Origin of the sequence: [Mycobacterium] manitobense (genome assembly GCF_025821665.1) — a bacterium.
GTDB classification, from domain to species: domain Bacteria; phylum Actinomycetota; class Actinomycetes; order Mycobacteriales; family Mycobacteriaceae; genus Mycobacterium; species Mycobacterium arseniciresistens.
Genome location: NZ_JACKSJ010000062.1, coordinates 262,108 through 276,390, shown reverse-complemented (window position 1 = coordinate 276,390; position 14,283 = coordinate 262,108). Strand labels below are relative to the sequence as shown.

Annotated in this window: 11 protein-coding genes and 1 pseudogene; 10 read left to right on the top strand and 2 right to left on the bottom strand. The window is 68.4% G+C overall.

Going from position 1 to position 14,283, the window contains the following annotated elements; translation table 11 throughout:
* Nucleotides 1-72 precede the first annotated feature (72 nt).
* The gene (locus H7I41_RS08750; RefSeq protein ID WP_264012171.1) at nt 73-591 is read right to left on the bottom strand and encodes a hypothetical protein; all 519 of its coding nucleotides are present in this window, start codon (nt 589-591) and stop codon (nt 73-75) included.
* Nucleotides 592-685: 94 nt separating this feature from the next.
* Between H7I41_RS08750 and lnt the strand changes: the two genes are divergently transcribed.
* The 3 genes and pseudogenes from lnt (at nt 686) to H7I41_RS08735 (ending at nt 3,942) form a co-directional block, all read left to right on the top strand.
* Nucleotides 686-2,212, top strand: a complete 1,527-nt coding sequence (gene lnt / locus H7I41_RS08745; protein ID WP_372503707.1) for an apolipoprotein N-acyltransferase — start codon at nt 686-688, stop codon at nt 2,210-2,212.
* 89 nt (nt 2,213-2,301) lie between these two features.
* Nucleotides 2,302-2,649: pseudogene (locus tag H7I41_RS08740) on the top strand (transposase); the annotation flags it as partial.
* A gap of 207 nt (nt 2,650-2,856) precedes the next feature.
* On the top strand, nt 2,857-3,942 hold the full coding sequence (locus tag H7I41_RS08735) for a resuscitation-promoting factor (protein WP_308214598.1): 1,086 nt from the start codon (nt 2,857-2,859) through the stop codon (nt 3,940-3,942).
* A 20-nt stretch (nt 3,943-3,962) separates the two neighbouring features.
* Here H7I41_RS08735 and H7I41_RS08730 read toward each other — a convergent pair whose 3' ends face one another.
* Nucleotides 3,963-5,387: a dihydrolipoyl dehydrogenase family protein gene (locus H7I41_RS08730; protein ID WP_264012169.1), complete on the bottom strand. Its 1,425-nt coding sequence runs from the start codon at nt 5,385-5,387 to the stop codon at nt 3,963-3,965.
* 122 nt (nt 5,388-5,509) lie between these two features.
* Between H7I41_RS08730 and H7I41_RS08725 the strand changes: the two genes are divergently transcribed.
* The 7 genes from H7I41_RS08725 (at nt 5,510) to H7I41_RS08695 (ending at nt 14,204) form a co-directional block, all read left to right on the top strand.
* Nucleotides 5,510-6,304: an SDR family NAD(P)-dependent oxidoreductase gene (locus H7I41_RS08725; RefSeq protein ID WP_264012168.1), complete on the top strand. Its 795-nt coding sequence runs from the start codon at nt 5,510-5,512 to the stop codon at nt 6,302-6,304.
* Nucleotides 6,305-6,351: 47 nt separating this feature from the next.
* Nucleotides 6,352-7,164 (top strand): alpha/beta hydrolase, encoded by an 813-nt coding sequence (locus tag H7I41_RS08720; RefSeq protein ID WP_264012167.1) that lies wholly within the window; start codon nt 6,352-6,354, stop codon nt 7,162-7,164.
* Between the two features lie 118 nt (nt 7,165-7,282).
* Complete coding sequence (locus tag H7I41_RS08715) at nt 7,283-8,905, top strand: sensor domain-containing protein (protein WP_264012166.1); 1,623 nt, start codon at nt 7,283-7,285, stop codon at nt 8,903-8,905.
* Nucleotides 8,906-9,003: 98 nt separating this feature from the next.
* Nucleotides 9,004-10,008: a glycosyltransferase family 4 protein gene (locus H7I41_RS08710; RefSeq protein WP_264012165.1), complete on the top strand. Its 1,005-nt coding sequence runs from the start codon at nt 9,004-9,006 to the stop codon at nt 10,006-10,008.
* On the top strand, nt 10,005-11,699 hold the full coding sequence (locus H7I41_RS08705) for a glycoside hydrolase family 13 protein (protein ID WP_264012164.1): 1,695 nt from the start codon (nt 10,005-10,007) through the stop codon (nt 11,697-11,699). Before H7I41_RS08710 ends, H7I41_RS08705 begins: the two co-directional genes overlap by 4 nt.
* A gap of 70 nt (nt 11,700-11,769) precedes the next feature.
* Nucleotides 11,770-13,254, top strand: a complete 1,485-nt coding sequence (locus H7I41_RS08700) for an SDR family NAD(P)-dependent oxidoreductase (protein WP_264012163.1) — start codon at nt 11,770-11,772, stop codon at nt 13,252-13,254.
* Between the two features lie 230 nt (nt 13,255-13,484).
* On the top strand, nt 13,485-14,204 hold the full coding sequence (locus H7I41_RS08695; protein ID WP_264012162.1) for a DUF4189 domain-containing protein: 720 nt from the start codon (nt 13,485-13,487) through the stop codon (nt 14,202-14,204).
* Nucleotides 14,205-14,283 lie beyond the last annotated feature (79 nt).

Genomic DNA, 14,283 nt, shown 5'->3' with positions numbered 1-14,283 from the left:
GGGTTTCAGACTTCGGCGACCGGCCGGCATGCTGCTTCGTCCCGCGCAGCGCCGCCGGGGCCCGGTTCGACGTCACGAGGACATGTCCGACGGTGCCCGCCCCGGCGCCATGGCGCGGGCGGCCAGCACGGCCGCAGCGGCAGAGAGGACATGCCAGGCGCCGTGGAACTGCCAGAGGCTGTCGGGTCGGCACAACGGTGATCCCGAGCGTCCTGCGGTGTAGGCGGCCAGTCCCAGGGCGAAGACCCCGGCCGCTCTCGCCCCGAGCGACCGCCAACCCGGGCGCCGGTTCCGGGCGAGCGCGGCGGCGTACACCGCACCCACGGCGACGATCGGCCAGTCGTGCGCGGGCTCGGCCCAGGACGGCTGGGGCCCGTGGAAGGCGAAGCTGCCTGCCCCGACCGCCACGAGGGTCACTCCGGCGGCACCGGCAAGTGGTGCCCTCCACCGCCTGGCCCAGCACAGCACGGCCATTCCGGCCGCAACGTAGGCCAGGCTGGTGACGGCCAGCACGGGCTGCGCCAGCGCCGCGCCGAAGATGCGCTCGCAGTCCGAGTGACCGAAACTCGCAGGAGCGGTCAAGACCTGCATGGTCGATCCACCGTAACGCGCCCGGCGCCCGGCAGACTGGGGTTGTGCGATCGACCAGCCGACGGGATCGGGCACGTCGAGTGACGCATAGGCGGTGCGCGTTTTGAGCCGAACGTGGTCAGGCCTCGCGGCGGCAGTGCTCGCTGGCGCGCTGCCGGCGCTTGCGTTCCCCGCGCCGTCGTGGTGGTGGCTGGCGTGGTTCGGCATCGTCCCGCTGCTGTTGGTGGTGCGTGCGGCGCCGACCGCCCGCGCGGCCGCTCTGCGGGCGTGCTGCGGTATGGCCGGCTACGTATCCGCGACCCAGTACTGGCTGCTGCCGAGTGCCGGGCCGCTGCTGATCGTCCTGGCCATCGGACTCGGGGCGCTGTGGATGCCGTGGGGTGTGGCCGCGTATCTGCTTCTGCGCGAACCGATCACGGCCCGCGGGACTTTCGCGGCCATGGTGGTGTCGCCCAGTGCATGGGTGGTGGCCGAGGCGGTGCGATCGTGGCCGAGCCTGGGTGGTCCGTGGGCATTGCTCGGCGCGTCGCAGTGGAACCAGCCGGCCACGCTCGCCTCGGCCTCACTCGGCGGCGTGTGGCTCACCAGTTTCGTTATCGTCGGCGCGAACACCGCGATCGCCGGTGCGATCCTGCATCGGCGCGTCTCCGTCCGCGTCAACGCGGCAGCGGTGGCAGTGGCATGTGCGGCGCTCGGTCCGGCCTGGTTCTGGCTGGGACCGGCTCCTGCGGCCGGGTCGACGGTACGGGTGGCGCTTGTTCAGCCGGGCGACATCGAGGACTCCTTCGCTCGTCAGGCGGCCGGTGAAGCGCTGACCGCGGCTCTCGCGGGCCGGCGGCTCGACGTGGTCGTCTGGGGCGAGAGCAGCGTCGGGGTCGATCTCATCGGGCGGCCGGAGGCCATGGCGCGCCTGGCGGCCCTGTCCCGACGGGTCGGTGCGGATCTGCTCGTCAACGTCGACGCCCGTGACCGCGCGGGCGGAATCTCCAAGTCGTCGGTCCTCATCGGACCGGACGGATCGCGCGGCGCGTATTCGAAGACGCGGCTGGTGCCATTCGGCGAGTACGTGCCGCTGCGGCCGCTGCTCGGTTGGGCCACCCGGCACACCGAGGCGGCGGCCGAGGACCGACGGCGCGGCAGTGGACAGGTTGTGTTGCACACCGGAGGGCCGGCGGGTGCTGACCCGGAAAAGCCCGTCGGGGGGCTCGCGATCGGACCGCTGATCAGTTTCGAGACGACCTTCTCCGACCTTCCCCGCCGGGAGGTGCAGCGCGGCGCGCAGCTGCTGGTGTATCAGAGCTCCACCTCGACGTACCAGGGAACTTGGGCGCAGGCGCAGTTGGCCAGCCAGGCCGCGGTGCACGCCGCGGAGGTGGGGCACCCAGCGGTTCACACCGGGCTGTCAGGAATCAGCACTGTCTTCGACGCGCGAGGCCGACAACTCGCCTGGTACCCCGCCATCGAACGCGGGACGATCGTGGTGGAGGTCCCGCTCGATTCGCACACCACCCCGTTCCAACGGTTCGGCAACTGGGTATTGGCGTTCGCGTTGTCCATCCTCGCCGGCGCCATCGGCATGGCGACCCTGCGGTCTCGGCGCTCAACACGCCGGGCGGGGTGATCGGCTGGGAATCGGTTGGGGGGCATGATTGGTGGCTGATGAACTCCGTGCCGGTGGATTGTTCGAGGTAGATCTTGGTGAGCGGGCAGATGCGCGTCTCGCGGGGTCGAAATATTCTGTCGAACAGACTATTTCGGGTATCCCCCCATCTTCGGAGATCGGCGCTGTCGCTGAACGGCGGGATCTCGTCCGAGCAATTGGCCCGGTTGATTGCGGACTTGGTCGACGAGCACTTGGAACTCGCCCCCATTCGGGCCGCCTACGCCGACGGGCGCGACACGCCGCCATGTGATCCGCGTCTGCTGTTGGGCGTCCTGTTGTACGGCTACACCACCGGCGTGCGCTCGTCGCGGCAGATCGAACGCAAGTGTGTCGACGATGCGTGTTTCCGGTGGCTGGCCGCAGGGCAGGCCCCGGACCATCGAGAGATCGCACGGTTCCGTAGGCGGCACTTGGCTGCGCTGACACCGCTTTTCGTGCAGGCGTTGGTGTTGTGCCGGGCCGCGGGGGTGCTGAGGCTGGGCCGGGTCGCGCTGAGCGGGACGACGAACAGCCTGGCCGAGAAGGCCGTGACCCTGCTGGACGACGCCGAACGCACCGATACGGCCGAGGACGAGGCTAGAACGACCACCGCCACATCGACGGTGCAACGTGCGCTGGTCGGCGCACTCTTGTCGGCTTTGATGCTTGCCGGCGGCTACGCCGTGGCGGTGCACAAGCGCGTCACGCTGTCGGTCGACGACGCGTCGATGACGGTATCGACGATGAAGTCGCGCGTGATCGACGTGGTGCGGGAAAACGGCTACGCCGTGGGCGAGCACGACGAGCTCCAGCCAGGCACCGATCAGCGGATCCGTCAGTCCGACACCATCGTGCTGCGACGTGGTCGCCCGCTGCAGGTTTCGATCGACGGTCAACCAGGCAAGCAGGTGTGGACGACTGCCTTGACCGTTGACGAGGCACTCGGCCGGCTGTCGATGAGCGACCATGCGCCCGTTGCGATGTCTCGCGCCAGCCGCCTGCCGTTGGCCGGCGCGGCGTTGCCGTTGGTGAGCCCGAAACAGGTGCACATCATCGACGGCGGCATGGCCAGCGATCGACGCTTGGCGGCAACCACCGTGGGGCATCTGCTGGCGGCGGCCGGCGCGCCGCTCCAGCAGGACGACAAGGTCGTGCCCCCGGCGTCTACGCCGGTCGCCGCGGGCATGCGGATCGTGGTGACCCGCATCAGGACCCATGAGGTCGCCGCACGCACAGCCCTGCATGCGCCGCTGCGGCGCATCCACGACCCGACGATGAACCTCAGCCGCCGCGTCGTCGAGGACCGCGGAAGGCCGGGCACCCAGGACGTCACCTTTGCCGTCTCGACGGTCAACGGGCGTGAGGTCGGCCGACGGCTGGTCGCTCACAATGTCGTGACACCCGCCCTGGCGCAGGTACACCGGGTCGGTGCCAAGCCGGGCACCCAGGTGCCGCCGGTGAGGAACAGCGCGACATGGGACGCACTCGCCTCGTGCGAATCAAGCGGCAACTGGGCCATCAACACCGGCAACGGCTTCTACGGCGGCGTGCAGTTCACGCAGAGCACCTGGGAGGGCCACGGCGGACTGCGCTATGCGCCGCGGGCCGACCTGGCCACTCGAGAAGAGCAGATCGCGATCGCCGAGATCACTCGGGCGAAGCAGGGCTGGGGTGCCTGGCCGGTATGCAGCACCAGAGCGCGACGCTGACCATTTGACGGACCATCCGGCTACTCCAGGTCCGACGGCATGGAGCTCAGGCGGGTCCACAGATGGGGGACCGGACGGACGCCGAGCCGGCTGACCACCATCTGCGCGGCCTGGCTGACTCCTTCGGTGAACGTGGGGAAGGCGAACTGCAACTCGGCGACGTCCTCGACACGCATCCCCGCCGCCATGCAGGCCGCCACCATCTGGATGACCTCGGCCGAGTACTCGCCGAGCACGTGCGCGCCGACGATGTGCCGACGCGAGGTCTCGACGATCAACTTGCAGAACCCTTCCGGGTGTCCGTCGGCGACGGGCCGCAGCATGTCCTCATAACGGGCCACGGCCACAGTGCAGTCATAGCGTGCGCGGGCCTGCTCCTCGGTGAGCCCGACGCTGCCGTATTCGGGGTCGGTGAAACTGCCGCCGGGGACGATCTCATGCACCACCTTGCGATGCCGGCCGAGCACCGCGTTCTCGGCCGCGACCCGGCCTTCGAGGGTTGCGCTGCTGATGACCATGCTGTTCCCGTCGACATCACCGGCGGCGAAGATGTGCGGCACATTCGTGGCCGTGTGTTCGTCGACCACCACGTAGCCGCGCTCGGTGACCAGACCGGCCGCGGCAGCGTCGACGAGATCCGCGTTGCCGGGCCATCCCACCGCGAAGAACGCCGCGTCCACGTCGACCGTGCCTTCCTCGTCCCCGACGCGGTAGAGAACGCGCACACCGGAGGCGAGCGCTTCGATCCGGTGCACGGCAGCGCCGGTGACGACGCTGATCCCACGGCCGCGAAAAGCGTGCTCCAGCGCGGCCGAGACGTCGGCATCGGCTCGCGGCACGATGCGGGGCGCGTACTCGACGAGCGTGACGTCGGACCCGAAGTCGGCGAGGATCGACGTGAGCTGGCAACCCGTGTCCGCGGCTCCGATGACGCAGACCCGGTCGGGCAGGGCGGTCAGGCTGCGGACGTCCTCATAGGTCAGGCCGAGTTCGGCTCCGGGAATCGGCAGTCGCCCGGCCCTGCCGCCGACGGCGATGATCACCCGATCGGCGGTCCATCTGCGCCCGTCGGCCGCGGCGACGGTGTTGGTGTCGACGAATCGGGCGTCGCCGGCCTCCTCGACGAGATCGACTCCGGCGGAGCGGATGTGGTCTGCAAGCCGTTTGCGCTCGTACAGATAGTCGGCCACCCGCTGCGCATTGCCGAGGGTCGCGGCGAGGTCGACCTCGGGTCGCGGCCCGTGCAGACCGAATCTCTCCCAGGAGTTCCAGTCCCGCACCAGCCTCGCGGCGCGAGCCAGGGTGCGTACGGGTGCCGGACCGCTGTTGAGCGCGGTTCCACCGACTCGCGCCCGCTCGATGAGCGTGACCTCCGCGCCCAGCCCGGCGGCGTGCAGTGCGGCGGACACACCGGCGGGGCCACCTCCGATGACGACAACATGCATGTCGACCAAACCTCTCCGCGGACGCGGGTGCACCGGCCGGGACCCGATGCCGTCCCTGAATAGTGACGGTCCCAACGCAGATTCGCGGGCTTTGGCGCCGAACAGACCCGTACGCTTCGGGCGTGACCATCAGTGACCCGGATACAGCCCAGGGACGAGGACGCCTCGTCGGGAAGTCCGCGGTGATCACCGGCGCGGCATTCGGCATCGGCCGGGCGACCGCCGAGCTGTTCGCACGCGAGGGCGCGCGTCTGGTCGCGACCGACGTTCAGGGTGAGCCGTTGCTGGCGTTCGCCGACGAATTGCGGCACGCCGGCGCCGAGGTCGAGACGGTCATCGGCGACGTCTCGATCGAGCAGGATGCCCGGCGGATGATCGAGGCGGCGGTCGAGCGCTTCGGGCGGCTCGACGTTCTGGTGGCGAACGCCGGCGTCATCCCGCTCGGCGACGTGCTGGAGATGACGGCCGCCGACTGGGACGACGTGATGGCCATCGACGGCCGCGGCATGTTCCTCACCTGCAAGTTCGCGATCGAGGCGATGCTGCCGACCGGTGGCGGCGCCATCGTCTGCCTCTCCTCGATCTCCGGACTGGCCGGACAGAAGCGGCAGGCGGCCTACGGGCCCGCCAAGTTCGTCGCCACCGGCCTGACCAAACACCTGGCCGTCGAATGGGCCGACCGGGGAATCAGAGTCAACGCCGTGGCCCCCGGAACGATCCGGACCGACGCTGTCAGGCGGATTCCGGACGAGCCGGGTGGCGCGGAGTATCTGGCGGCGATCGAACGCATGCACCCGATGGGCCGTCTCGGCGAACCCGACGAAGTCGCAAGCGCCATCGTCTTTCTCGCCTCCGACGACGCCTCGTTCATCACCGGCGCGGTGCTGCCCGTCGACGGCGGATACCTGGCGCAGTAGCCGCGGTGGCGTCGTCCCAGGGGCCGACCGCCATTACCTCTCATGTAATGGCGCGGCGCACCACGATCCGCGACACTGCCTTTGTGCAGGAGAACGCGAAGCACCAGGGTGACATGCCGATGACCACGAAGCCGCCGGTTCTGTTGTTGCACGGCGTATTCGGCAAGCCGGCGCTCATGCGACCGTGGGTCGACGTCCTGCAGTCCGCCGGTTACCGCGTGGTCACGCCGACGCTGCCCGGACGAGACCCCTCCGACGACGCGACCTTGACGCGGACGGGGATCCCGGAATGCTTCGCAGTCGCTTCGGCGGCCTATGACGCACTCGGCGAACCGGCCATCGTCATCGGTCACAGCATGGGCGGTCTCCTCGCTCAGAAGATCGCCGCGGCGCGCGAACCCGTCGCGCTCGTGCTCCTTGCATCCGTGCCGCCGGGGATCCTGTGGACTCAGCCGCGGATGACGCCGTATCTGTTGCCGATCCTTCCCGCATTGCTGCGTGGCCGCCCGTTCCTGCCCAGTCCGCGCACGATGCGCAACGTGCCGCTGGTGACGCTTCCGCCGGCCGAGCAGGATCAGCTCATCCCCGAGCTGGTTCGCGACTCCGGACGCGTTTTCCGTCAGATGTCGTTCGGGGCGGCCCCGACCCGGGTGAGGGCGGCGGATGTCACGTGTCCCGTGTTGTGCGTCAGCGGCGGTGCCGACCGCAACGTCGCGTCGTGGATCTCGCGCCGGATCGCGAAGCGCTACAGCGCCGAGCATCAGGTGCATCCTGATCTGCCGCACTGGATCGTGGCCGCGTCGGCGGTCGACCGGGTCGCGCCACCTGTTCTTCGCTGGCTGACGGACGTAGGGGTGTGAGCAATTGCCCCTCGGTGCCGGTGACGGCCGCGGAATCGCGGCCCAGCAGCGGAGATTATCCTGACGATATTCGCGCGTGTCTATCCTGGCAAAGCGGTGCCAGGTACGTTGGTGATCTATGTCCGACCCGCTGCCCCCGTCGATGCTCGCGCCAGGGGCCGACGGGAAGCTGCTGCGGTCGGGTGAGCACTGGTACCGGCAACTGGTCGAACAGAGCCCCGACGGGATCTGCGTGACTGCAGCCGGGCGCGTCATCTACGTCAACGCGGCCGGCGTGCGACTGATGGGGGCCGATACGAGCGCCGAGCTCGTCGGCCGCCCGATCAGCGACTTCGTCACGGCCGAGTCGCTGGTCCCGATGCTCGCCGATCTCGTCGGCGTCGTGAACCGCGGCGACTGCTCGCCGCACCTCCCGGCCGAGATGAAGCGCAGCGACGGCACCACGCTCGCGGTCGAGGTCGTCGCGGTCAAACTGGGGTCGGATGACACCGACGCATGGCAGATCATCACCCGGGACGTGAGTGTGCGGCACGCCGCCGAGGCGGCGCTCAGAAACCAGGCCGCTCTCGTCAACCACGTCAGCGACGCCATCATCGGCACCACCGCAGACGGCACCGTGACCAGCTGGAACCCGGCGGCCGAGGCCATCTACGGGCGCTGCGCGGCCGACGCGGTGGGACTGCCCATCGCCGCCGCGGTCGGCGCAGATCTCAGGCCTGCCTTGATCGTCGCGTCCGGCGGCGTCGTCCAGGCTCAACACTGCTCCGCCGACGGCCACATCCTCGATGTGCGGGTCTCCGCCGCGACGATGGCCGAGGGATACGTCCTGGTGTGCTGTGACCTGACGGCACTGCACCGCGCGGAACAGCACTTCGAAGCCGTCGTCACGTCGATGATCGAGGGGTTGATCGTCACCGACAAGGACGGCACCATCAAATCCATCAACCCCGCCGGACTGCGAATCCTGGGCGCCCCTGAAGGGGCGAACCTCGTGGGTGTCAACTTCTTCGAGGCGACCGAGAAACGCCCGTTCTACGACGAGAACGGCGTGAACATCGCGCCAGAGGACCGTCCGGCTCTCGCGGTACTGCGTACAGGTGTGTCGTTCGACAACCTGGTGTACGGGTGGGACCGCCCGCAGGGCAGGGGTTGGATCCTGTCGAGCTGTCGGCTGCTCGATCCCGACAAGCCGGGGCGCTCGGACATGCTCATCACCTTCACCGATGTCACCGCGCAACGTGCCGAAGCCGAGGAGATGAAATTCCTCGCCACTCACGACGGTCTGACGTCCCTGCCCAACCGCGCCGCGGTGCTCCTGCGAATCAATGACGCTCTGAGCGGGGACTCGGGCGACGTCCGGTTGCGGGCCGTGCTCTTCATCGACGTCGATCACCTCAAGACGACGAATGACACGCACGGTCACGAGGCCGGAGATCACGTGCTGCGCACCACCGCAGAACGGCTGCGGCGCACCGTCGCTCCCGACGACGTCGTCGGACGTTGGGGCGGTGATGAATTCGTGGTCCTCGTATGTCGGGCTGCGACGTCCGCCGATCTCGACGACCTGGTGAACCGTCTGCACGCGGCGCTCGCCGTCCCCACCGCGCAGGGCCCGATCGGCGCCAGCATCGGAGTGGTCGAGGTCGGCCGATCGGATCGGAGAACGGCCGACCAGCTTCTGCGCGACGCCGACCAGGCGATGTATGAGGCCAAACGCACGCGGGGCCGACGGAGTCGGTGACGCGGCGCCACCAGCACGTGGCGGCTCACCGGCGGGAGTCCGCGTAGCCTGGTCGCATTCCTACCCAGACCTGTGCCGGCGGTCCCCTGCGAATAGCTGTGCTCTCGCCCATCGCCTGGCGGACGCCCCCACGTCACTACGGGCCATGGGAGCAGTTCGCCTCGCTGCTCACCGAAGGCCTCGTCGCGGCCGGCCACGAGGTGACGCTGTTCGCCACCGCAGACTCGATCACGACGGCGCAGCTGCATGCCACCGCGCGATCAGGCTGGTCCGAAGACGCGACGATCGAACCCAAGGTCGCAGAGTGCCTGCACATCGCCTCGGTGTTCGAGCGGGCGGGCCAGTTCGACATCATCCACAACGGGTTCGACTTCCTGCCGCTGACCTACAGTGAGCTCGTCGCGACACCGGTGATCACCACCGTCCACGGGTTCTCCTCGCACCACATCGTCCCCGTGTACGAGCGCTACGACCGCACCACCGCCTACGTGTCGATCAGCGACGCCGATCGACACCCGGATCTGCGCTACGCCGCCACCATCCATCACGGCATCGACATCGACGCGTTCGCGGTGCACCCGAGCCCCGGTGAGCACCTGCTGTTCTTCGGGCGGATCCACCCCGACAAGGGCACCGCGCACGCGATCGAGGTCGCCCGCCGGTGTGGGCGTCGGCTCGACATTGCCGGAATCATTCAGGACGAACGGTATTTTCGCGACGAGGTCGCGCCGCACATAGACGGTGAGCGTGTGCGTTACCTCGGCGCTGTCGCTGCATCCGAGCGCGCCGAGGTGCTGGGAGGGGCGCATGCCCTGCTCCACCTGATCGACTTCGACGAGCCGTTCGGTTACAGCGTCGTCGAGTCGATGGCCTGTGGCACACCGGTCATCGCGAACTCGCGGGGGTCGATGGGCGAGCTGATCGTCGACGGCGTCACCGGCTTCCTGGTCGACGACATTAATTCGGCGGTGACCGCGGTGGCGGCCGCAGGTGGGCTCGACCGGCACGGAATCGCCGGACACGCAGCGCAGCGGTTCACGGTCACAGCCATGGTCGACAAATATGTATCGGTGTATCGCAACGTGATCGGCGAACGACCGTGACGTCAGCCGCGTGGTGGAAGTCCGCCGTCGTCTACCAGATCTACCCACGCAGCTTCGTCGACTCCAACGGTGACGGGATGGGCGATCTGGTCGGCATCCTCGCGCGGCTCGACTATCTGCGCAAGCTCGGGGTGGACGTGATCTGGCTGTCGCCGGTATACCGTTCGCCGCAGGCGGACAACGGCTACGACATCAGCGACTACCTCGACATCGATCCGATGTTCGGCACCCTCGCCGATTTCGACACCCTGCTGGCCGGGGTGCACGAACGCGGCATGAAGCTGGTGATGGATCTGGTGGTGAACCACACCTCCGACGAGCACCCCTGGTTCGTCGAGTCCCGGTCGTCACGAAACCACCCGAAACGGGACTGGTACGTGTGGAGGGAGCCTCGCGACGGAAGAGAACCGAACAACTGGGCGTCGGTTTTCGGAGGTTCGGCGTGGGAGCTGGACGAGGCCACCGGCGAGTACTACCTGCATCTGTTCGACCGAAGGCAACCCGACCTCAACTGGGAGAACCCCGAAGTTCGGCGTGCCGTTCACGAGGTCATGGGCTGGTGGCTCGACCGTGGAGTCGACGGCTTCCGCATGGATGTGATCAACTTCATCTCCAAGGCCGACGGACTGCCCGACGCCGCACCCCAGCCGGGGCGCACATTCGCAAGTGCGATCGACCTCTTCGCCAACGGGCCGCACGTCCACGACTATCTCGCCGAGATGAACTGCGAGGTCTTCGGAAGCCGCGACGGCGAGTTCCTCACTGTCGGAGAGATGCCCGCCGTGACGCCGGAACAAGCACGGCTGTACACCGATCCGGCACGCGGCGAGCTCGACATGGTCTTCCAGTTCGAGCACATGTCGGTTGACCAGAGCCCCTCGGACAAGTTCGACTACATCGGGCTAGACCTCGTCGTCCTGAAGCGATCGCTGCATCGATGGCAGGCGGCTTTGGCCGAAACAGGCTGGAACAGTCTGTACTGGAACAACCACGACCAGCCGCGCGTGGTGTCCCGGTTCGGCGACGACCACCCGGACCACTGGGCCGCATCGGCCAAGGCGCTCGCGACGGTTCTGCACGGGATGCGGGGCACCCCCTTCGTCTACCAGGGCGAGGAACTCGGGATGACCAACTATCCGTTCCGAACGGCCGAGGACCACAAAGACATCGAGGCGGTCAACTATCTGAGGAATGTGCTCGAACTCGGCAACGACGAGGCGGTTGCGCTTGCCGGTATGGCCGAGATCAGCCGTGACAACGCCCGGACGCCGATGCAGTGGAACGCAGATCGCAACGCTGGATTCAGCGACGGTGATCCCTGGCTGCCGGTCAACCCCAACCACGTCTGGCTCAACGCCGAGAACCAGGTCGATTCGGCTGATTCGGTCTTCGCGCACTACCGAGCTCTCATTCGGCTTCGTCATGAGTCGGCCGTCCTGGTCGACGGCGACTTCACACCGCTGATGGCGGAGGATCCGCAGATCTGGGCCTACACCAGAACCACCCCGGCGATGAGGATCCTCGTGATCGCGAACTGCGGGCGCGATCGGCGGACCGTCGATGTCGGTCGGGAATGGACTGCGGCCGAACTGCTGCTCGGCAACATGCCGGACACCCCGGTCACCATGCTGTCGTCGTGCCTCGAACTCGCCGGATGGGACGCCCGAATCTACTCGGCCCATGTGACCTGACGGGCGACGGGCCATTCGGCCGCGTCGTGCGTGTGCGGGACCCGCGGTTTCCGACCAGTACTCTTTGTTGGTGAACGCGATCGACCCGGACAAGCTCGACATGTGCCTGCAGGTGCTGGCCGACATCGAGTCGTTGCCCCCCGAGCATCCCGACGCCGTGGCCGTGCGCCGGGCGACGGCGAGCATCTTCAAGTCGGTACGGAAGGCCCGCCGGCACGCCAAGCGCGATGCAGTGGCGGCCGCCGACGAGGCCGTCACCGCCGCCACCGCCACCGGTGCGCCCGGCCGCATCGACGACGAGACGCAGGGTCTGCCGCTGGTGTCGGCTGCGGTCGGCGCCACCGCGGGCACATTGCTCCGGCCGCGGGCCTGCTACATGTGCAAGATCCGCTACACGGTGGTCGACGCGTTCTACCACCAACTCTGCCCGGCGTGCGCCGCACTCAACCGCGCGAAGCGCGACGCCCGCACCGACCTGACCGGCAGGACCGCACTCCTCACCGGTGGTCGCGCCAAGATCGGCATGTACATCGCGTTGCGACTGCTCCGCGACGGGGCGCACACCACGATCACCACCCGATTCCCGAACGACGCCGTGCGCCGCTTCTCCGCGATGCCCGACAGCGCCGACTGGCTGCACCGGCTCCGCGTGGTGGGCATCGACCTCCGCGACCCCGCGCAGGTGGTCGCGCTCGCGGACAGCGTCGCCGCGCAGGGCCCGCTGGACATCCTGATCAACAACGCCGCCCAGACGGTGCGCCGCGCCCCCGGCTCCTATGCGGCACTCGTCGAGGCGGAGCGGACCCCGGCGCCTTCACTGGTCGACGTCATCACGTTCGACCGCGTCAGCGACGCCCATCCGGCCGCACTCGCAGGGAGCCTCTCCGAGCACCCGGCCCCCCATGCCCCGTCAGATCCCGGGTCGGCCCCCTCGCCTTCGGCTGGGCGGTACCCCCGTCGCTCCTGCCCTCCGGTCACGGAACTCGCTCTCGCCGCTCGCAGCGCGTCCCCGGAGCGGATCGCCGCGGGCACCGCCATCGACGCGGGTGGGCTGCTGCCCGACACAGCGTCGGTCAACAGCTGGACCCAACGCGTGCACGAGGTCGACGCGATGGAACTGCTCGAGGTCCAGCTGTGCAACCAGACTGCGCCGTTCATCCTGGTGAGCCGCCTGCGCCCGGCGATGGCCGCCTCACCCGCGCGCCGCACGTACGTCGTCAACGTGTCCGCGATGGAGGGGCAGTTCAGCCGCGCGTACAAGGGGCCGGGGCATCCGCACACCAACATGGCGAAGGCCGCGCTGAACATGCTCACCCGCACCAGCGCCGCCGAAATGCTGGAGCAGGACGGCATTCTCATGACCGCCGTCGACACGGGATGGATCACCGACGAGCGGCCACATCCGACGAAACTGCGGCTCGCCGAAGAGGGCTTCCACGCCCCGCTCGACCTCGTCGACGGCGCCGCCCGTGTGTATGACCCCATCGTCCGCGGCGAGGCCGGCGAAGATCTGCACGGCTGCTTCCTGAAGGACTACTCGCCGAGCAACTGGTAGTCGCCGGCCGACAGCAAGCCGAAATGGTTGCTGGACAACCGTTATCGACGAACGGCGTCATCGCCTCGAGCGAGTCTGCCCAGATGAGACCCTTGCCCAGCGGATAGGAAACCCTTCCCACCCTCCGGTGAAGTCTGCCCTCGAGGCGATTACCCCGCCGCGTCGTGACGCCGAGTATTCGAGTAGCCCAAGAGGGTCCGAACATCGGCTCACTTCCATCGGAGGACAACATGACCATCTCAAGAGACGCAGCCGGCCGCCGCACCCGTACCGCAGCGCTGATCTTCCTGGCTGCCTTCGCATCTGGCGTCGGCATGGTCAGCGCCGCCGCTCCGGCGAGCGCCGCCGATCAGCACATCGCGCTCGCCATCGGCTTCGTCAGCGAGAATCCGCCCGTCACGATGGCCGGCGGTTCTTCCATCGGTGCCAGCCAGGACCAGGCCGCCCAGGGTGCGCTGTCGAACTGTGTGAGCAACGGCGGCAGCCACTGCGTCGCGCAGGTGATCGCGACGAACGAGTGTGCGGCGGCGGCCTCCAACGACTACGGCGAGATGACCGGGGCATCTGACCCGTCGCTTGCCGCCGCGCAAAGCAAGGCCACGGCCAAGCTGCAGAATCAGCAGGGCGCCAAGGTGATCGTGTCCGGTTGCGCGAATGGATCCACCCCGCCGCCGCCCAACGATCCGCCGCCTCCTCCGCCCGCGCCGAAGCTGGGGCCGACGGTGTCGTTCGACCCGGTGCTGGGCGGCTTCGTGGCTCACATCACCGACCGCAGTGGCGTCTCGTCGCAGTGCACCTACACGGCCGAGAACTTCAACCGCGCCTTCGCACTGCCGGCCAACTCGAAGTACGACCTCAGGGTCGTGCCTGCGGTTCCGCGGTTCCGGAACTGGACGGTGACCATCGCCTGCGACAACGGCACCAGCACCACGACGACGACGTACTTCTGAGTCGTTCGACTCAGATCCGCCCGGACCGTGACACCACGGTCCGGGCGGCTTCGTCTGTTCCTCTGCGGCCGTCAGAGAG